The following is a 19,447-nucleotide window of genomic DNA, read 5'->3' on the forward strand; positions in this document are numbered from 1 at the left end:
GGACGTTACGACCAGACGTCGGCCGTGTCAAAGAACCGGTCTTGACTTCGAGCGGACTCCAGCGGGAACCTGAATGGGAGAGCGCTCTCCGAGCCGGTTCCCCACTTCGGCAGGAGGACAATGTTGTCCCGAAAACTCAGCGCGCTGGCGGTCTCGGCCGCCCTCGTCGCGTCCGTCACAGCGGTGGCGAGTCAGTCGGCCCAGGCCGACGACCTGGTCACCCACCACGAGTTCCAGGCGAACTGCTCCGTCACGCACCACCTCCCGGACGACCCGATCGTCCTGCCGGGACTGGCGGGCGCATCGCACCTCCACACGTTCCTCGGCAATCCGTCCACCAACGCACGCACCACCAACGACTCGCTCAAGGCGGCGACGACCAACTGCAAGACGCCGGACGACAAGTCGGCGTACTGGTTCCCTTCGGTCTACCACGGCGACCAGATCGTGCCGCCGAACTTCCCCCAGGTCATCTACTACAAGTCCGGGATCCTGCGGTACCAGGACGTCGTGCCGTTCCCGCCGGGAATCCGGTTCGTGGTCGGCAGTCCCAGCGCGTCGCAGGAGGAGTTCCGCACCGCGCCGGGCGCCGTCGAGGGCTGGGAGTGCGGTGACAGCTTCCACAACTGGGACATCCCGGCGTGGTGCGTGCCCGGCAGCCAGCTCAACATCCGTTACCAGGCCCCGAGCTGCTGGAACGGGCGTGACCTCGACTCCGCGGACCACAAGTCGCACATGATCTACCCGGACCGCGCGACGCTGGTCTGCCCGGCCTCGCACCCGGTCGCGGTGCCGATGATCGAGTTCAAGATGGCGTTCCCGGTCTCCGGTGACATGTCGCGCGTCCGGCTCTCCAGCGGGCGCGGGTACAGCTGGCACTACGACTTCATGAACGCCTGGGACGCGCCCACGCAGGCCGCTCTGGTCCGCCATTGCATCAACGGCGGTCTGCAGTGCGACCCACGCGGTTTCGACCTGTACAAGCCAAACCGAGGAGCGGCGCTCGGGCCGGATTACCGGTTGCCAGCCTAGGCCTTTGGCGTCTGCAAGTACTACCAACTGCGAGTTGGTGGTACTTGCAGACGCCTTCACAGCAACGGCGTTACGGGTAACTCACCAGGTAGCGGACCTGGTTCGCGGTGTTCGCCACGCCGCCGGTGTTGTTGATGACGTTGGCGATCGTGCCGACGCCGCCGAGCGAGACCGTGACGAGGTGCCGGAACCGCACACCGGACCGGTTCGGCGCCTCGAACCCGTTGTCCGTCACGATGCTCGGGTCGGCCTGGTTGAAGGCGTAGACACCGACGCCGTGCGCCTCGTGCGTGGTCACCGAGTCGGCGACCTTGTAGGCGGCCCAGCCCCGCTTGGACCCGTTCATCCACGCGGCCTGGTTCGGCGGGTCGTACGGCAGCTCGTTCTGGAACATGTAGGTGCGGCCGCCGTTGCCGTTCCAGATCACGTTGTGCTGCTGGTAGTGCTCGACGAACAGCCCGTACGCGATCACGTTGTCGCCGTTGACGACCACGCCGTTCTGACCGGGATTCGCGGTCCAGCTGACGCCCTCACCGTGGTCGGCGCGCCAGACCCAGGTGTGGTCGATGATCGTGTTGCGGCTGTTGACCCGCATGCTGACCGTCGCCTTGCCCGCCTGCGATCCGCCGACGCGCAGGTACACGTCGTGCAACGAGGTCGGGTTCGCCGCGTGGTCGGCCGAGCTCGAGTCACCGATCTCCAGCAGCACCGGCGAGTTCTGCACGCCCGCGTCCACCAGGAAACCGGCCAGCCTGACACCGTCCACATCGGACGTCGCCAGCGCGGCCTTGCCGGTGGTCGGCGTGAGAGTCGCCAGGCCGAGGCCCAGCACCACCGTGTTGGGCCGGGTGACGCGGATCGTGTCGTCGACCTGGTGGATGCCCGGTGTGAGCAGCAGGTGCTTGCCCTGCGCCAGAGCCGCGTTGATCGTCGCGGTGGGCGTGCCCGGCTTGACGATGAAGAAGTCCGCGAGCGACACCGACGTGCCGGCGTTGCCGTTCTCCCAGCTGGTGCCGCGGGAGTTCGTGCGCACCGCGGGCAGGAAGACGCGGTACTCACCGGACGGCGTGAAGTACAGGAACGGCTTCTCCCGCGTCACCGGCGAGTTGTCGATGACGGTGTGCGAGGGGTCCGGGAAGTGGTCGGCCGGTGCGCCCTGGGTGCCGGCGAACACCATGTTCCACACCGATCCCGCCCAGCCGTTGACGAGATTGCTGTTGCGGGTCAGGAACTGCTGCTGCGAACCGGACACCACCACGTCGTCGATCTTGCTGTCCACGATCAGACCGCCGCTGGCCCAGCCGTCGTAGCCGTTCCAGAGGTGGGCCTGGCCGCGCAGGTGCATCCGCCGGTACGCGGTGGCCTGCGAGACCGCCCAGCGCTCGATCTGGTTCGGGGGCAGCGTCACCGACAGGTTCTCCGCGCCACGCCAGAAGTTCTGCGTCGCGTTGCCGAGGTTGTTCGGGTCGTTGCCCTGTTGCAGCCAGTCGGCCTCGACGCGGATGTGGCCGTTGATGTTCACGTCGTCCGGGAGCAGCCCGAGACCGGCGATCTGCGTGTAGAAACGCAGGTTCACATCGGCGTTGTACGTGCCGGGCTTGAACAGGACGGCGTGACGCTGCGGCCCGAACTGGTTGGTCTTCATCTGCGCGGCGATCGTGTCGAGCCGCGCCTGCAACTCCGCCTGCGACGATCCCGGGCCGTAGACGTGCACGTTCGGGCCGAAGTCGGGGTTGCGCGGGTCGGTCGGAGGCACGGTGGTCGGGTCGGTCGTGGTGAAGACGCCCAGTTCCCACAACGAATAACCCCAGCCGGTGCCGCGCTGGGTGCCCAGCACACGCAGGTAACGGCCCGAACCGGTGACGTCGAGCGACTGCGCACCGCCGGTGCTGGTGGTCGTCGAGTAGACGTCGCGCCACCAGTTCGGATCGGCGGCGTTGTCGGTCACCTGGACCTGGAAAGCCTTGCCGTACGCGCCTTCCCAGTTCAGGGAGACCCGGCAGACCTGTTGCGTGGAGCCGAGATCCACCTGGAGCCATTGGGGGTCGGAGAACTGCGACGACCACCTGGTGCCCGCGTTGCCGTCGACGGCGGCAGAGGCCGGTGTGCCGCCGTTCTCCGTGGAGGACGCCGTCGCGGGGCGGTTCAACGCGACGTTCGTGGTGCCGCACGCGGCGGCACATGCCGGCGATGATGTTGCGCTGATCGTGGTCACTAGACACAGGGCGGCGGCGGAGAGCGCGGCAGCCCTGAACAGGGTTGAGCCCATGATCCTGCCTGACGGGAGAAGGGCGAAAAGCCTTGGACAGGGGTGTGAGAGCGCTCTCCCGAACGACGTTAACTTCCGGTGACGGGCAGGTCAATCAGGCAGAGGCCCGGACGACCAGTTCCGGTTCGAAGATGACGGATTTCGGCCGTTGTCCCGGTTTTTCCAGGCTTTCCAGCAGGAGGTCGGCCATCGCCGCCGCCATCGCCTCCACCGGTTGCCGCACGGTGGTGAGCTGCGGGCGGCACGTGAGCGCGGGTGAGCTGTCGTCGAACCCGATGACGGCGACGTCCTCGGGAACGCGGAGCCCGTGCGCCTGCAACATGTGGACCGCCGCCTGCGCCATCAGATCGTTCGCGGCGAACACCGCGTCGACGTCCGGGCACCCGGCCAGCAGCCGTTCCATGGCCGCCCCACCACTTTCGGCGGTGAACCCGCCCTCCTCGGCCGGCACGTACGGGAACCCGTGCCGGGCCATGGCATCGCGGAACCCGGCGAGCCGGTCCTGGCTCGCCGGCACGTCCAGCGGGCCCGAGATGGTGGCGATGTTCGTCCGGCCGGCCGCCACCAGGTGATCGGCGGCCATCCTGCCGCCGGCGCGATGATCCATGTCGACGTAGCTGACCGGCATCGGTCTGCCGGGGCGTGCGTAGAGCACCGCCGGGACACCCGCCTCGACCAGCCGCGCGGGCAGCGGGTCGGCGGAGTGCGTGGTCACCAGCAGGGCGCCGTCGGCACTGCCCTGCCGCAGGAACTCGACCACCTCGGTCCGCGCGTGGTCGGAGTCGGCCAGCATGAGCACCGGGTGCACGCGCTGCGCCCGCAGGAAGTCGACGACACCGGCGGTCACCCTGCCGAAGAACGGGTCGGTGAAGACGTCCGATCCCCCGCCGGCGCCGGAGATCACCAGCGCCACGGTCCCGGTTCGGCGCGTGACGAGAGACCGGGCCACGCGGTTGGGTGTGTACCCGGTCTGCTCGATCGCGCTGCGAACCGTTTCCTGCAGCTCAGGGTCGACGTTGCGAGTGCCGTTGACGACCCGGGAGACCGTCGCGCGGGACACGCCCGCGACTCTCGCGACGTCCTCCAGCGTGGGTGCGCCCTTGCTCATGCACCGGTTGTACCACGACCGGAGAGCGTTCTCCCAACATCAAGAGGTCACCCGGACGTCCTTGATCGCACCGGGCCAGAAGTCGACGTTCTGGCCGTTGTACTTGGCGCGTCCCACCGCGAGCGCGCCGGTGCTCACGATCGCCGGTCCCGCCGCGGTGGTGGCGACCAGCGCGCCGTCCAGGTAGAGCCGGATCTCGCCGCCCTTCCTCTCCCCCTTGATCTCGTACCAGCGGCCGATCTCCGGCGTGATCTCGAACCGGGCGCGGTTGCCTCCCGGCGTGCTGAACGCGAACGCGCCCTGCCCGTACTGCAGGTAGAAGGGGTTCTCCCGCTCCCTGCCGTCCTGGCTCACCGCGGTCGCGTAGTTGCCGGGCACCTCGTTCAGCCGCACCTTCGCGGACACGCTGTAGTCGCCGGTCGTGTCGATCACCGGTCCGTACGTCTCCGCCGAGCCGTTCTTGACCTCGAGCGCGCCGTCCTTCCAGGTGGCGCCGGTCGGGCTGAGCGTCAGCGGGTTGCCGCCGCCGCTCGAGTCCTTCGCCGTCGTTCCCCTGCTCTCGTTCAGCTTCCACTCGCCCTTGGCCGCGTAGGGATACGGCTTGCCCGCGTTCGCACCGGCCTCGATCACCCGCCGGTTGATCTCGCGGACGGGACCGGGGTCGACCTTGATGCGCTTGCGGTCGTAGGTCCACAGGCCGTTGAGCTCGCCTTCCAGGTCGGTGACCTGGGTGTAGACCGACGCGGACATCTCCTGGCGCGCCTGGCCCAGGTAGAACGTGCGGGTGTTGTCGACGTACTTCGCCGTCAGCGCCGCCTTGTCCGCCACACCGCTGTAGATCGCGATCGGCGTGCCGGGCCACTGGTGTCCCGGCGTGCGCAGGGTGAAGCCGCCGTGCTCGCCGTCCATCACGACGCGCTTGCCGTCCGGCTTGGCCGGGTCGGTGTTGTTGTAGTCGTGGTGGTCGATGACGTCGCCCTTGCCGCTGTCCCCCTTGGAGGCACAGCAGTTCACGCCGCTGTGGGCGTTGACGATCCGGCTCGGGTCGGCGGCCTTCACCTGCTCGGTGATCTGGCCGGTGACCGTGCGGTCCCACTCGCCCCAGCCCTCGTTGAACACGATCCAGGCGTAGATGGACGGGTAGTTGTGCAGCTGGTCCATCAGCTCGCGGCCCTGGCTGAGCCACGCCTGCTGCGCCGCGGGGTTGTTGCCGTCCTCGACGGACACGAAGTCCTGCCACACCAGCAGTCCCAGCCGGTCCGCGTGGTAGTACCAGCGGGCGGGCTCGGCCTTGATGTGCTTGCGCACCGCGTTGAAGCCGAGGTCCTTCTGCGCCTTGAGGTCGAACACGAGCGCGTCGTCGCTCGGCGCCGTGTTCAGGCCGTCCGGGTAGAAGCCCTGGTCCAGCTGCATGAGGTTGAAGATCGGCTGGCCGTTGAGCGTGAGTTTCGGCGTGCCACCGACCATGGCGACGCCGGTGGAGCGCATGCCGAAGTAGCTCTTGACCTTGTCGCTGCCCAGCTTGATCTCCAGCTGGTACAGGTACGGGTCGTCCGGCGTCCACAGGTGCGGGTTCGGCACCGCGAGCGTGAGGGGCGAGTTCGCCGGTCCGGTGACCGTGCCGACCTGCCTGCCGCGCGCGTCCTTCGCGACCGCCGTGACGGTGGCGTTGCCCGCGGACTTGACGTTGACCGCCAGCGAGCTGGTGGCGAGGTCCGGCGTCGTCTTGATCTCGTCGATGCCCTTGTCCGCCACCGGCTCCATCCACACCGTCTGCCAGATGCCCGACGACGGGGTGTAGAAGATGCCGCTGGGGTTGGGCGACTGCTTGCCCTTGGGCTGGTGCGGGCCGGTCGTGTCGGTGACGGCGACGACGATCTCCTGCTCACCGCCACGCTTGACGGCATCGGTGATGTCCGCGCTGAACGCCGTGTAACCGCCGATGTGCTCGGCGACGAGCTTGCCGTTCACCCACACCTTGGTCTCGTAGTCGACCGCGCCGAAGTTGAGCTTGAGGCGCTGCCCGTTGCCGATCTTCCAGTCGTGCGGGACGGACACCGTGCGGCGGTAGAACATGTGGTCCTCGTGCCGTTCGAGTCCGGACAGCTGCGACTCGATCGGGTAGGGCACGATGACCTTCTCTGGCAGCTTCTTCCCGAACGTCGGCTGCTGGCCTTGCTCGGCGGCCGCGAACTCCCAGGGCCCGTTGAGGTTGACCCACTTGTCGCGCTCCAGCTGCGGCCGCGGGTACTCCGGCAGCGGGTTGCGCGTGTTGACCTTCTCGCCCCAAGGCGTCCTGAGCCGCTGCGTCGACACGTTCTTGACCGTACGCGCGGTCTTCTCGACCTTCTTGCCGCCGACCGCGAGCTGCCCGGCCCCGTCGTAGAACAGCCGGACCCGCTGGCTCTTCAACACCTTCTCGCTCAGCCTGATGGTCATCTTGTTGCGGCTGGCGGTGATCAGGTCTATCGGCATCGGCGTCGCGTCGACGTCGATCCTCAGGTGCTGCTTGAGGTCTGCGACGTTGGTGACCCGTCCATCGAACTCCGCGGTCAGGGTTTTGCCTGCGTCGTCGACCGAGGCACTGCGCGGCACCACCTGGAAGTCCGCGGGCGGCGTGAACGCGGACTCCGGCACGATCTGCTTGGGCGTTCCGGCGCTGGACCAGCGCAGGAACATGTTGGCACCACCGGTGTCCTGGAACATCTCCAGCCGGAAGTCGTACTGACGTCCCGCGGTCAGCGTGACCGGCGCGCTGGTCTGCTCGCGATCCCAGTCGCCGACCCAGTGGTCGATCACCGGCTGGCCGTCGATCAGCAACCGGAACCCGTTGTCCCCAATGGCGTAGAACGTGTAGTCCCCGGTCTGCGGCGCGGTGAGGCGACCGGTCCAACGCGCTGTGGTGTGTTCCGTCCGGCCGGCCAGGAAACCGAACACCCCGGTCAGGTCCTGGTGGTTCACCTCGGCGTCCAGCACGGTGCCGGCCAGATTCGCGAAGTCTCTCGCACCCGGCGCCGACATGCTGAAGTACTCGCCCTTCAGGCCGTGCACGGGCTCGGCGGCACCCGCCGGCGGCGTGCCGGGCGCGACGCCCAACGCCATCAGCAGAGCGACGAGTACGGGGGCGGCTTTTCTCATCGGCGAGATCCCCTTCGTTTTTACAACGTTGTAAGAGCGCTCCCATACATCCACGCACAGGGTCCGGACAGCGGGCTACGGCCGATCGGAGGTATCCGGCATGTCAAACAGGACAAAATTCGGTATTACGTGGGAGCGCGCCCACGGACCGGCAGGGCGCCGTCGCGCGTCTCGTGCCGGTTCGGTGTGGTTGTGGACGGTTCGATCAAGAGTTGGTGGTACTTGCAGACGCCGTTGTCAAGACGGCAGCGGGATCTCCAGGCTCACCGTGCCCCGCAGATCCAGCCAAGCCCGCTCAGGCCCCCGAACCAGCCGCAACACGACCTCCTCGCAGTGCGGACACCGAGCCACCACCCCTGGCGCGTTCCGGTACACCCGCAAACTGGCCACCGACCCGCGGTACCCACACCCGGCGCACTGCCCGGTGGCCACGGTCAGGTCCACCGCGAAGATCTCCCGCAGGTCGCCCGCGAGCGCGTTCCCGTCGACGTGGTCGTCGCTCATCGATGGTCTCCCTGTCAGCCGAAGCGTTCGGTGCGGACGCGGCGCGGGTCGTGGCCCAGCGCCACGAGGATGTCGGACGCGGTCTCGACGAAGCCGGTCGGTCCGCACACGAAGCAGTGCGGGGTGAACTCGGCGGGCCAGGCGTACGTGTTCAGGGTGGCCACACCCAGCCGGCCCGGCGGCTCCGGAGAACCTTCCGGAGCTTGCCGGGTGTACACGAGCCGGACGTCCAGGCCCGCGTCCTCCCGAGCGCGCACGCGCAACTCGTCGGCGAACATCACGTCCGCGGGTGTCCGCACCGAGTAGATCAGCCGGAACGGCACGCGGCTGCCCAACGCGGCCCGCGTCCGGATCATCGCCATCAGCGGCGCGATGCCGGACCCGCCCGCCACCAGTGTCACCGGCGCCGCGTCCGAGTCGCGCCACACGAACCAGCCGCCCACCGGTCCGCGCAGTTCGATCTGGTCGCCCGCGGACAGCACGTCGCACAGGTACGGCGACACCTCGCCGTCGGCCACCCGCTGGATCGCGAGCTCGACGCGGGAGCCGTCCGGGGCCGAGGAGATCGAGTAGCTGCGCTGCACCGAGTAGCCGTCCTCGGCGGTCAGGCGCACGTCGACGTGCTGGCCCGGCAGGTGGCCTGGCCAGCCGGGGATGTCGAACACGAGCGAACGTGCGCTACCGGTCAGGTCGGAGGACGAGGCCAGCGAGGCCACCCGCCACGTCAGTCGCCCTGATACCGCTGCTCGCGCCATGGGTCTCCGTAGTCGTGGTAGCCGGCGGTTTCCCAGAAACCGGGTTCGTCCTCGAGCAGCAACTGGATCCCGCGGACCCACTTCGCCGACTTCCAGAAGTACAGGTGCGGCACCAGCAACCGCGCCGGGCCGCCGTGTTCCGGGGTGAGGTCATCGTCGTCGTAGCGGTAGGCGACCCACGCCTGACCGTCGAGCAGGTCTTCGAGCGGCAGGTTGGTGGTGTAGCCGCCGTACGAGTGGACCAGGGCGAAGTCCGCCGCGGTTTCCACGTCCTCCAGCAGGACGTCCAGCGAGACGCCCTTCCACCGCGTGCGCAGCTTGGACCACTTGGTGACGCAGTGGATGTCGGTCGTGATCTTCTCCGCCGGCAGCTCGATCAGCTGCTGCCACGACCACGTGTGCTTCTGGCCGACCTCGGTGCTGACGGTGAACTCCCACCGGTCGGTCGGCACGCGCGGGGTCGGGCCGGCGGTGAGCACCGGGAAGTCCTCGGTGAGGTACTGCCCTGGCGGCAGCTGCACGTCTGGTGACTGGCGTCGCCCGGTGAAGCCGGGAGAGACGATCGGCATGGCGCTAGTACACAGCAACGAGTTCCCGTGCGCACGCCCTAGGCTGTGGACCGAACGCGTGAACAGGAGCGGGCATGACCGACGATGTGGCCAGCCAAGTGATCAAGGCTGAGCAGGATCGGATCCAATGTCTCCTCGACGTGGATCGCGGCACCTACGACCGCTTGCACGCCGCGGAGTACCGGTTGTGCAACCCGACCGGCACCGTGTGGACGAAGGCCGAATACCTGGATCTCCTCACCACCGGGCGGGTCGTCTACCGGGAACTGGGGCTGACCGGCGACGTGGACGCCATCGTCGGCACCGACGTCGTCGTCCTCCGCTACCGGTGCGTCATCGAACTCACCGTCGAGGGCGCGGACATCCCGCGGCACGAGGCCTGGCACACCGACGTCTACACCAATGCCGGCGGCACGTGGCGTTGTGTCTGGTCGCAAGCCACCGGCATCATGGACCTTCCGCCGGCCGCACCGCACTAGCCTCGGACGTATGGACGACGTGCGGATACAGATCTCGGACACGACCACGGTCATCTGGATGAACCGCCCCGACCGCCGCAACGCGGTCGACCGCCGGATGGCGTCCGATCTCCGCGAGGCCTTCCTGGCGTTCGAGAACGACCCCACCCAACGCGTGGCGGTGCTCGCCGGCGCGGGTGGGACGTTCAGCGCGGGCGCTGACCTCACGGCCGTTGGCGACCCCGACCGCCGCAACGACCTCGACCCCGACGGCGACGGGTCAGGCCCGATGGGGCCGACCAGGCTCCAGCTGAGCAAGCCGTTGATCGCGGCCGTCAGCGGTCACGCGGTCGCGGGCGGGCTGGAGCTGGCGCTGCTCGCCGACCTGCGGGTGGTCGAGAGCGACGCGGTGTTCGGGGTGTTCTGCCGGCGGTGGGGTGTGCCGCTGATCGACGGCGGAACAGTGAGACTGCCGCGGATCGTCGGGCTGGGACGGGCGCTGGACCTCATCCTCACCGGCCGTCCCGTGACTGCGGACGAGGCCCTGCAGATCGGGCTGGCCAACCGGGTCGTCGAGCCCGGTCAGGCGGTGGCTGCCGCGCTGGAGCTGGCCGAGCAGATCGCCGCGTTCCCGTTCGAGTGCGTGCTGGCGGATCGGGCGTCGACCTACGCGGGGCTCGATCTGCCGTTGGCCGAGGCGTTGCGGGCAGAAGGGGCGGCCGGGGTGCCGATCGTGGCGCGCGAAGGGGCTTCCGGGGCGGCGAGGTTCGCGGCGGGAGCCGGGCGGCACGGGAAGTTCGACGACCCGGTCACGTGACGCCGCGCAGGCGCAGCAGCTCGGCGCGGGCATGGGCTACGCGGCTGGTCTCGTGGCCGCCGGCGCGGGCCAGTTCCTGGGCCAGGTCACCGGTGGCTTCGAGGAGGTGGCCGGCCCGGCGGCGGTTGCGCACGAGCTTGCGGAACGCCTTGCGGTTCTTGCGCAGTCCGCTGACGGCGTCGAGCAGCGCCGGGTCGACGACACCTGCCTCGACCTCCGGGCCGAGCAGATCGCGGATCCAGGCCCGCTCCTGGGTCGCGGCATGCCTCAGGACGTAGAACAACGTCACCAGCTCGACCACCGCGATCACGAACGGCAGCACCACCGCCAGGACCGCGACACCGCCGCTGAGGCCGGCCATGTCGTCCCACGCGAAGTGGAACACCATCGCGGTCAGCATGGCGAGGACGCCGCGCAGCACCTTGCGTTCGCCCAGCACCCACATCAGACCGGCGCAGAAGATGGCGCTGAACAACGCGTGCGAGACGATCCCGGCGGCTCCGCGGATCAGGAAGATCTGCAGGGACGAGCCGATCTGGTCGACGCCGAACGACTGCGCGGCGCCGTTGTAGACGTACAGCACGTCCTCGAAGACCTGGAAGCCCAGCCCGATGAACGCGCCGATGATGAACCCGTCGTAGGCGCTGCGGACGAGCCGTGGTGCGAGGCCGATCAGCAGCACCAGGCCGAGCGCCTTGCCGAACTCCTCGTTGATCGGCGCGGTGAGGCCCGCGGCCCAGTTCGTGGCGAAGCCGGTGCCGCCGATCTTGGACCAGATCTCCAGCAGCGCGGTGTTGGCGGGCAGCGCGATCCAGAACGTCGCGGCGAGCCCGCCCCACGCGAACCCCGCCGCCAGCAACCCGGCCGGCTGTGCGGTGTAACGGTTGTGGTGGCGCAGAAGCAGCAGCCACGGCACCAGGTAGAGGCCGAACAGCAGCACCCCGCCGGTGAGTGCCGGACGGTAGAAGTCGGCGCCGGGACCGAAATAACGCCACATCGCGAGCGCGCCACCGCCGACTCCCAGCGCGTACACCCAGAACGCGAGGTTGCGCGGCTGGACCAACCGGAACGGCTGCCCCCACCCGGACTGCTCGATCGCGGACAGCTGCGCGGTCTTCGCGGTGGTCATCGGGGTGGTCATCGGCTCGCTCCCGGCGTGATGCTGCGGACGAACGCACCGACGGTGTCCGCGTAACGCTCGAACTGGCCCGGTGCGGTGCGCACCCGGACCAGCAGCGCGGCGTCACCGGACATCTTGAACGCGACCTGCATCCCGTCACCGCCGGGTCCGCTGCTGCTCTGCCCGACCCCGACCAGTCCCCCGGAGGTCGTGACGGTGCCGCGCGCCGCGTCGGCACCGGGCCCGTCGCCGCCTTCCGATCGCTGCACCTGGTCCAGGAAGGCGTCGGCCGTTCCCTTGAACGCCGTGCCGCGCAGCGCGATCGTGGCGCCACCGGTGGCGAGGTCGACCTGCAAGCTCGTCGGAGCCGCGCCGGTCAGCGTGCCGCTCTCGAGCTGCCAGCCCACCGGTGGCACCGCGGTCGCGCCGTCGCCGAGGTCCAGCACGTCGCCCGCCCTGATCTCGTTGTGCCACGGGATCGCGGCGTTGAGCAGCGGCAGTCCGCAGGCAAGCACCAGGGCCACGACCAGAACCGTCAGCGCGGGGCGGAACGTCCGCCGGTCCAGTCCCAGGAAGCGGTGTTCGACCGCCACCCAACCCTGTGGTCGTTCGGTCATCGCGCGTCCCTCCCGGTCTGCCCGGAGGTCACTTGATCACATCGGGCGACGATCGGCATCTCAGCATTACGTGCTGGCACGGATCCGCCCCGCCTCCGTCTGGCCAAGACTCGACGCAGAGCAAAGGAGGCAGACCATGTACGCGCAGCTCATCTACTTCGACCGGCCACGCGACCCGGAACAGCTGGCCGCGGCGGACTTCGCGACCGAGCAGCGGATCAAGCCCGCGGTCGCGTCGGTGCCGGGCAACATCAGGACCTACGTGCTGCGGCGCCCCGACGGCGCGGAGGTCGTCGTCACGCTCGCCGAGACCGAGCAGGCGCTCGCCGACAACCAGAAGGCGATCATGAGCACCACGCTGCTGCCCGGTGAGGACCCGGCGCTGCTGCAGGGGCCCGACCGGGTCGAGACCTACCCGGTCCACGAGGTCTTCGAGCACACCGGGGACCCGTCATGACCACCACGTCGAGAACGCTGACCGCCGGCGTCTGGCGGGCCGACCTCACGCGGTCCACCGCGTCGTTCAAGGTGGGCAACCTGGGACGCGTCGCAGGCGGAACCGTGCCCGTCACCGGCGGAACCGTCGAGATCGGCCCGGACGGCGCGCTGCTGGCCGTGCACGGCACGCTGGACCTGGGCGCGATCGACACCGGCATCGCCAAGCGCGACCAGGACCTGCGCAAACCCGGGCTGCTCGACCTCGACCGGCACCCCACGATGACGTTCACCGCCACGACGGCGTTCCGCGTCGAAGGTGGCTGGCGGGTCACCGGCACCCTCACGGCGCGCGGTACCTCCACCGAACTGAGCGGCGTCGCCGAACTGTCCACTGTGGATGGCGAAACGGTGATGACCGCGACCGCCCGGCTGGACCGCAGGACGCTGGGCATCCGCGCACCGCGGTTCTTGATCGGCCGGTACGTCGACATCACGGTCACCGCGGTGGTCCGGCCGACGTAGTGGATTCGGCGTGGACCAGCACGGATCAGCGCGGGATCAGCCCCCGACCGGCTTGTGCAGCTCGGCGACCTTCGCGGCACCGTACTTCGCGATCATCGCCTGCTCGAACATCTGGTCGGGGGTCGTGTTCTTCTTCGCCGCGATGTCGGCCATCGCGGCGTCGGCGAGGTCGAACATCGGCTTCGGGTCGAGCTTCCAGGCACCTTCCTCCCGGACGAAGCTGTACCGGTACGGCGCCACCTCGCCCTTGGCGATCACCTCGGCGGACGCGGTGTCACCGCTGACCGTGACCGCGCCGATCTTGACGTTGGCCGCGGCCTGCTCGTTGACCAGGCCGTTCTCCACGCTGATCTTCGCCAGCTCCTGCGGCGACGCGGTGCGCAGGGTCGCGGCGTCCACGTCGCGGCGCAGGGCGTACACGAAGCCCCGCCTGCTCACCGGCACGGCGGCGACCTGCTGCTCGGTACCGGTGAGCGCCAGCTTCCTGGCGTTGTCGTACATGGCGAGGTACGAGTTCGCCATCACCGGCACCGCGGTGTCGCCGTCCTTGGCCACCCCGGCCTTCGTGTAGGTCTCGAAGGCCGCGCGCACCTGCGACTCGTCAGTCGGGGCCGGGGCCGGGGTGGCGGGCGCCGGGGTGCCGCACGCGGCGGCGAGCAGGCACAGGAACACCACGATGAGTCGCTTCACCCGCGGAGCCTAAAAGATCGCCGCCAACTCTCAGACCCAAATAAACGGACAACTGTCCGCTACCGTGGACATCATGCCCGCACGCCCCGACACCGGCCCCGACTTCATCGAGGCGCTCGCCCGCGGACTGGACGTGATCCGCACGTTCCAGCCCCGGCGCCCGGTGATGCCGCTCAGCGAGGTCGCCGCCGCCACCGGCCTGGCCCGCCCGACCGCGCGACGCATCCTGCTCACCCTGGTCGAGCTCGGGTACGTGCGGCAGAGCGAGAGCGGGTTCGCGCTCACGCCGAAGGTCCTCGAGCTCGGTGTCGCCTACGTGCGGTCGACCGGGTTGTGGGAGGTCGCCCGCCCGCACATGGAACGCCTGGTCGAGCGCACCAACGAGTCCTGCTCGATCGCCCAGCTCGACGGGTCGGACATCGTCTACGTCGCACGGGTGGCGGTGCCGAAGATCGTCACGCTGTCCGTGCAGATCGGCACGAAGTTCCCCGCGTTGCCGACCTCGCTGGGCAAGGTCCAGCTCGCCGCACTGCCGCCGGCCGAGTTGGAGGCCGTACTCGCCCAGCCGACGCGCTCGGGCCTGACCCCGCGGTGGCACCCGGACCAGGCCGAACGCGACGCGGAACTGCGGGACGTGCGGGCGCGCGGGTGGGCGTTGACCGACGAGCAGCTCGCGCCGGGCATCCGGTCGATCGCGGCGCCGCTGCGGGACGGCAACGGCACGGTCGTGGCCGGGCTCAACGTCAACTGCCACGCCGCCGAGACGTCGCTCGAGTTCATGCTCGAGCACCACCTGCCGCTGTTGTTGCAGGCCGCGGGCGACATCAGCGCCGACTACGCACGCCTCGACTCGGTGCCGCACATCGTCGTGGCCTGAACGGTCCGTAGTCCACCGCAAATGGCATCGCGGCACATTTCGCAGGTGCGATGGCATCAATTCTTCCTATTAGTTCGACCAGCCGATTGATTACCGCCCGCGAACCGCACAGAATAGATCCCTCGTTTGCACGGTCGGGGGGCGGGTGGGACGTGCTGATCTCCGTTGACGCACTGGTCGGCAACATCGTCAAAATAACCACGCCACTCGCTTACGCGCTGAAGGACTATCGCACGGAGGTGGTCTACTGCCGCGGCGCACGGGACGCGATGACGATCGGCCACAGCCAGATGAAGAGGACCGGATACCGCCATCATTCATTGCACCCGGTGTACTTCACCGGAAGGACCGTGCATCACCCGGACAATCTCGCGTGCCTCGCCGCCGTGCTCCACGACCGGGTCAAGCCCACTCAGGCCACCCGCGCCCTCGAAGAGCACGACCAGCTCGAGATGTCGATCGGGGAGAGCATTCTGCTGGTCGGCGGGCCCGTCTGGGAGGGCGTCACGCGGCTGGTGTTCGGTTACCAGCCCGACGTCTCGGCCGAACTGGGGCTCGCGTGCAACGGCCTCGGGCTCGAACTGCCCTACCGCTGGCACGTCGACGCCGAGAAGATCCGCGGGCAGGCACAGCGTTTCGTGAAGACCCCCAAGGGTTACGTCGCGGAGGGTGAGCCCAACTGGGGCATCACCGGGCCGAACAACAAGATCTACTTTCCGACGCTCGGCAGCGACGGTTTCCTGGTGACCGACTATCTGCTTCTCACGAAATTGCCGAACTTCCTGAGTGATCCGTCGATGGGAGACGAGCGGATCATCGTGAACTTCGGCGGCGCCCACGGCATCGCACAGCGCGCCACCGAACTGCTCCTCTCCAGCCGGCCGGTGATCAGAAAGGTCGCCGAAGTGCTCGCGATCGACGTGGAGCGCATGTCCACGTGGCCGGTGGCGTATCAGGCGCTCTTCCGCGTCGGCGACATAACCCACAGCCGGTCGCGCGGGTCGCGGGCGAAACGCATCGTGCTGGTCGACGCGATCCGCATCGACGAGTCACCCCTGTGGTGGTACGCCTGGCACCAGAAGGTCCGGCAGTCGATCGCCAGCTGGCGATGAGCCGAGGGTTGACGCACGCCCGGCAAAGGTTGACGATTCAACGGACACTTGTCCGCATGCCGGTCGAGGAGGCCCCCGATGGTCGCCGAACGACGTCCTGTTGTCCTGCGAAACGGCACCGTCCTGACGATGGACGGTCAGCGAAGGGTTCTGCCGGACCACGACGTGCTGGTCGTCGGCGACCAGATCGCCGCGATCGGGCCGGGGCTGGCGGTGCCCGCGGGTACCGAGGAGATCGACGCCTCGAACGGGATCGTCATGCCGGGCATGGTCGACACGCACCGGCACCTGTGGCAGACCGCGATGCGCGGCTACGGCGCCGACTGGACGCTCACGCAGTACTTCGTCTGGTACTACCTGGAGTGGGGCAAGGTCTTCCGGCCGGAGGACATCCACGCCGGCAACCTGCTCGGTGCCGCCGAAGCGCTCGACGCGGGTGTCACCACGACCGTCGACTGGTCGCACGGCCTGCAGACGACCGATCACGCCGACGCCGCGGTCGACGCGTTGCAGGCGGTGCCCGGCCGGTTCGTGCTGGCGTACGGCAACATCCAGGACTCCCCCGCCTCCTGGACCGCGAAGCCCGAGTTCCGCGACTTCGTGAGCCGCCGCATCACCGGTGACGACATGCTGGGCTTCCAGCTCGCGTTCGACGTCACCGGCGACCCGGAGTTCCCGGAGAAGCCCGCGTTCGAGGTGGCGCGTGAGCTCGGTGTCCCGGTGACGACGCATGCGGGCGTGTGGGGTGCGACCAACGACGACGGCATCCGGCTGATGCACGACAACGGGTTCATGACACCGCAGTCGATCTACGTGCACGCCGCCACGCTGTCCGCCGACTCCTACCACCGGATCGCGGCGACCGGCGGGTCGATCTCCGTGTCGACCGAGAGCGAGCAGAGCGCGGGCCAGGGTTACCCGCCCACCTGGGCGATCCGCGAGCACGGCATCCCGGTGTCGCTGTCGATGGACACCTCGGTGTGGTGGAGCGGCGACCTGTTCTCCGCGATGCGCTCGACGCTCGGTGCCGACAGAGCACGCGAACACATGGCGGCGCACGCCAAGAACGACACCGTCACGCACTCGTCGTTGCGGGCCGAGCACGTCGTCGACTGGGCGACGATGGGCGGCGCACGCGCGTTGGGACGCAACGACATCGGCAGCGTCGAGGTCGGCAAGAAGGCCGACATCGTCCTGCTGCGCAACGAGAACTCGCCCGCGATGTTCCCGATTCTCAACCCGTACGGACATGTCGCGTTCCAGGCGCAACGGTCCGATGTGGAGGCTGTGATCGTCGACGGACGGATCGTCAAGCGCGACCACGGACTCGTCGACGTCGACCTCACCACGATCCGCGGACAGGTCGAGCGGACCGTCGAGCACCTGCGTGCGCAGCTCGGCGACGAGGCGTGGGAGAAGGGCATGAACCCGGACGTCCCCGAGTCGAAGGTGCTGGACAACCCCTACACCTACACCGAGTACCGCGGCGACACGAGGACGTCCGTCTGATGCCGGGGGGACCACTCGAAGGCCTGCTCGTCGCCGACTTCTCCCGCGTGCTCGCGGGCCCGTACGCGACCATGCTGCTGGCCGACATGGGCGCGTCGGTCGTCAAGGTCGAAGGCCCGCAGGGAGATGAGACCCGCACGTGGATGCCGCCCGTGCGGGAGGACGTCTCGACCTACTACCTCGGGATCAACCGCGGCAAGCGGTCCATCGCGCTGGACCTGCGCGACGAGGCCGACGCGGAGCTGGGGCGCGAGCTCGCCCGGCGCGCGGACGTCGTGATCGAGAACTTCAAACCGGGCGGCCTGGCCAAGTACGGCCTCGACTACCCCGGTGTCAGCGCCGCGAACGGCAAGGTGATCTACGCGTCGATCACCGGTTTCGGTTCCGGCCAAGGCAGTCACGTGCCGGGCTACGACCTGATGGTGCAGGCGATCTCGGGCCTGATGAGCCTCACCGGCGATCCGGACGGCCCGCCGTACCGCGCGGGCATCTCGGTGTTCGACGTCATGGCCGGCAACCACGCCGTGATCGGGATCCTCGCGGCGCTGCGGCACCGGGACGCCACCGGACGGGGTCAGCTCGTCGAGGTGAACCTGCTGTCGTCGGCGTTGACCGGGCTGGTGAACCACAGCTCGGCGTTCGTCGCCGGTGGGGTCGTGCCGTTCCGGATGGGCAACGCGCACCCCAGCGTCTTCCCCTACGAGCCGCTGCCGACCGCCGACAACGACCTCATCGTCGCGGCGGCGAACGACGGCCAGTTCCGCAAGCTGTGCGATGTGCTCGGGCTGTCCGACGTCCCCGACGATCCGAGGTTCGCACGCAACGCCGACCGCACCCGCAACCGCGAGGAGTTGCGGCCGATCCTGCTGGAACGACTCAGGACGCGCGGCGCGGTCGAGTGGTTCGACCTGCTGGTGGCGGCAGGGGTGCCGTGCGGGCCGATCAACACGATCGACGGCGGGTTCGCGATGGCCGAGCGGTTCGGGCTCGATCCCGTTGTGGTGGTGGGAGATGTGCCGACCACCCGGCATCCCATCCGGTTCTCGGAGACGCCGGCGGTGTACGAGCTGCCGCCGCCGGGGCTGGACGAGCACGGCGAGGAGTTGCGCGCGTGGCTGAAGGAGGAGTCTCCGTGACCAAGGCTTACGAGACCGCGCTCGGGGCGTCGACGCCTGAGACGATCACGTTGCTGGGCCACGACCTCGCCAAGGACGTGATGGGCAACGTCGGGTTCGGCGAGCTGGCGTTCTGGCTCGCGACCCAGCGCAGGCCCAGCCCCGGTGAGACGCGGGTGTTCGAGGCCGTGCTGGCCGCTCTCGCCGATCACGGGTTCACCCCGACCGCGATCGTCAGCCGCCTCACGTTCCTCTCCGCCCCGGACTCCGTGCAGGGCGCGCTCGCCGCCGGACTGCTCGGCGGCGGTTCCCGGTTCCTCGGTGTCACCGAGGACGCCGGCCGGTTCCTGAACGCCGTGGTCAGCGCCGCGGAACTGCCGGCGGACAGCGAAGGTTGGGACGCACTGGCGCTGGAAACCCTGGAGGCTCAGGGCAAAGCGCGCATCCCCGGGCTCGGTCACCACGTGCACAAGAACGGCGACCCGCGCACCGCCCGGCTGTACGAGATCGCCGCCGAGGAGAACGTGCTGGGGCCGCACATGGAGCTCTTCGCCGCGATCGGCCGGGTCCACCCGCGGGTGCTCGGCAGGACGTTGCCGCTCAACGGTGCCGGCACGTGCGGAGCGGCGCTGGCCGATCTCGGGTTGCCGCTGGAGTTGTTGCGGGGCTTCGCCTTGCTGGCCCGCACGGCCGGACTGATCGGGCAGCTCGCCGAGGAACTGCGCAATCCCGTCGCCAACGACATCTTCCTTTCCGTGGACTCGAACACGCGGTCCGTCGCGCCTCCAGAGGAGTAG

19 protein-coding genes are annotated in these 19,447 nt (G+C 68.9%); 10 read left to right on the forward strand and 9 right to left on the reverse strand.

What is annotated here, in order from left to right; all coding sequences use genetic code 11:
• Positions 1-120 precede the first annotated feature (120 nt).
• Positions 121-1,032 (forward strand): DUF1996 domain-containing protein, encoded by a 912-nt coding sequence (locus ACWGE0_RS21830; protein WP_452262724.1) that lies wholly within the window; start codon positions 121-123, stop codon positions 1,030-1,032.
• 70 nt (positions 1,033-1,102) lie between these two features.
• Here ACWGE0_RS21830 and ACWGE0_RS21835 read toward each other — a convergent pair whose 3' ends face one another.
• The 6 genes from ACWGE0_RS21835 to ACWGE0_RS21860 all read right to left on the reverse strand — a co-directional run bounded on the left by ACWGE0_RS21835 (position 1,103) and on the right by ACWGE0_RS21860 (position 9,375).
• Positions 1,103-3,301: a discoidin domain-containing protein gene (locus ACWGE0_RS21835; RefSeq protein WP_452262725.1), complete on the reverse strand. Its 2,199-nt coding sequence runs from the start codon at positions 3,299-3,301 to the stop codon at positions 1,103-1,105.
• 94 nt (positions 3,302-3,395) lie between these two features.
• The gene (locus tag ACWGE0_RS21840; protein ID WP_452262726.1) at positions 3,396-4,409 is read right to left on the reverse strand and encodes a LacI family DNA-binding transcriptional regulator; all 1,014 of its coding nucleotides are present in this window, start codon (positions 4,407-4,409) and stop codon (positions 3,396-3,398) included.
• A gap of 39 nt (positions 4,410-4,448) precedes the next feature.
• The gene (locus ACWGE0_RS21845; RefSeq protein WP_452262727.1) at positions 4,449-7,547 is read right to left on the reverse strand and encodes a PA14 domain-containing protein; all 3,099 of its coding nucleotides are present in this window, start codon (positions 7,545-7,547) and stop codon (positions 4,449-4,451) included.
• Between the two features lie 237 nt (positions 7,548-7,784).
• Positions 7,785-8,051 (reverse strand): DUF6510 family protein, encoded by a 267-nt coding sequence (locus ACWGE0_RS21850; protein ID WP_452262728.1) that lies wholly within the window; start codon positions 8,049-8,051, stop codon positions 7,785-7,787.
• 14 nt (positions 8,052-8,065) lie between these two features.
• Complete coding sequence (locus ACWGE0_RS21855) at positions 8,066-8,806, reverse strand: ferredoxin reductase (protein ID WP_452262729.1); 741 nt, start codon at positions 8,804-8,806, stop codon at positions 8,066-8,068.
• Positions 8,776-9,375 carry a sulfite oxidase-like oxidoreductase gene (locus tag ACWGE0_RS21860; protein ID WP_452262730.1) on the reverse strand — a complete coding sequence of 200 codons (600 nt, stop codon included), beginning with the start codon at positions 9,373-9,375 and terminating at the stop codon, positions 8,776-8,778. The genes ACWGE0_RS21855 and ACWGE0_RS21860 overlap by 31 nt, the downstream gene beginning before the upstream one ends.
• A 74-nt stretch (positions 9,376-9,449) precedes the next feature.
• Here ACWGE0_RS21860 and ACWGE0_RS21865 point away from each other — a divergent pair, with 74 nt between their 5' ends.
• Positions 9,450-9,854, forward strand: coding sequence for a nuclear transport factor 2 family protein (locus ACWGE0_RS21865; RefSeq protein WP_452262731.1), 405 nt, complete (start codon positions 9,450-9,452; stop codon positions 9,852-9,854).
• Positions 9,855-9,864: 10 nt separating this feature from the next.
• Positions 9,865-10,650 carry a crotonase/enoyl-CoA hydratase family protein gene (locus ACWGE0_RS21870; RefSeq protein WP_452262732.1) on the forward strand — a complete coding sequence of 262 codons (786 nt, stop codon included), beginning with the start codon at positions 9,865-9,867 and terminating at the stop codon, positions 10,648-10,650.
• On the opposite strand, the gene ACWGE0_RS21875 is transcribed toward ACWGE0_RS21870, so the two are convergent.
• Complete coding sequence (locus tag ACWGE0_RS21875; RefSeq protein ID WP_452262733.1) at positions 10,643-11,791, reverse strand: PrsW family intramembrane metalloprotease; 1,149 nt, start codon at positions 11,789-11,791, stop codon at positions 10,643-10,645. The two genes, ACWGE0_RS21870 and ACWGE0_RS21875, sit on opposite strands and share 8 nt — an antisense overlap.
• Positions 11,788-12,387: a hypothetical protein gene (locus ACWGE0_RS21880; protein WP_452262734.1), complete on the reverse strand. Its 600-nt coding sequence runs from the start codon at positions 12,385-12,387 to the stop codon at positions 11,788-11,790. The genes ACWGE0_RS21875 and ACWGE0_RS21880 overlap by 4 nt, the downstream gene beginning before the upstream one ends.
• Before the next feature lie 136 nt (positions 12,388-12,523).
• On the opposite strand from ACWGE0_RS21880, the gene ACWGE0_RS21885 reads away from it, so the two are divergent.
• Positions 12,524-12,844, forward strand: a complete 321-nt coding sequence (locus tag ACWGE0_RS21885; RefSeq protein WP_452262735.1) for a hypothetical protein — start codon at positions 12,524-12,526, stop codon at positions 12,842-12,844.
• On the forward strand, positions 12,841-13,347 hold the full coding sequence (locus tag ACWGE0_RS21890; protein WP_452262736.1) for a YceI family protein: 507 nt from the start codon (positions 12,841-12,843) through the stop codon (positions 13,345-13,347). Before ACWGE0_RS21885 ends, ACWGE0_RS21890 begins: the two co-directional genes overlap by 4 nt.
• A gap of 36 nt (positions 13,348-13,383) precedes the next feature.
• On the opposite strand, the gene ACWGE0_RS21895 is transcribed toward ACWGE0_RS21890, so the two are convergent.
• Positions 13,384-14,037 carry a hypothetical protein gene (locus ACWGE0_RS21895; RefSeq protein WP_452262737.1) on the reverse strand — a complete coding sequence of 218 codons (654 nt, stop codon included), beginning with the start codon at positions 14,035-14,037 and terminating at the stop codon, positions 13,384-13,386.
• Between the two features lie 73 nt (positions 14,038-14,110).
• Between ACWGE0_RS21895 and ACWGE0_RS21900 the strand changes: the two genes are divergently transcribed.
• The 5 genes from ACWGE0_RS21900 (at position 14,111) to ACWGE0_RS21920 (ending at position 19,447) form a co-directional block, all read left to right on the forward strand.
• Positions 14,111-14,914: an IclR family transcriptional regulator domain-containing protein gene (locus ACWGE0_RS21900; RefSeq protein ID WP_452262738.1), complete on the forward strand. Its 804-nt coding sequence runs from the start codon at positions 14,111-14,113 to the stop codon at positions 14,912-14,914.
• Between the two features lie 152 nt (positions 14,915-15,066).
• Positions 15,067-16,026, forward strand: a complete 960-nt coding sequence (locus ACWGE0_RS21905) for a hypothetical protein (protein ID WP_452262739.1) — start codon at positions 15,067-15,069, stop codon at positions 16,024-16,026.
• A gap of 78 nt (positions 16,027-16,104) precedes the next feature.
• Positions 16,105-17,535 carry an amidohydrolase family protein gene (locus ACWGE0_RS21910; protein WP_452262740.1) on the forward strand — a complete coding sequence of 477 codons (1,431 nt, stop codon included), beginning with the start codon at positions 16,105-16,107 and terminating at the stop codon, positions 17,533-17,535.
• Positions 17,535-18,671: a CaiB/BaiF CoA transferase family protein gene (locus ACWGE0_RS21915; protein ID WP_452262741.1), complete on the forward strand. Its 1,137-nt coding sequence runs from the start codon at positions 17,535-17,537 to the stop codon at positions 18,669-18,671. The genes ACWGE0_RS21910 and ACWGE0_RS21915 overlap by 1 nt, the downstream gene beginning before the upstream one ends.
• Complete coding sequence (locus ACWGE0_RS21920; protein ID WP_452262742.1) at positions 18,668-19,447, forward strand: citryl-CoA lyase; 780 nt, start codon at positions 18,668-18,670, stop codon at positions 19,445-19,447. The genes ACWGE0_RS21915 and ACWGE0_RS21920 overlap by 4 nt, the downstream gene beginning before the upstream one ends.

Source organism: Lentzea sp. NPDC054927 (assembly GCF_053610285.1).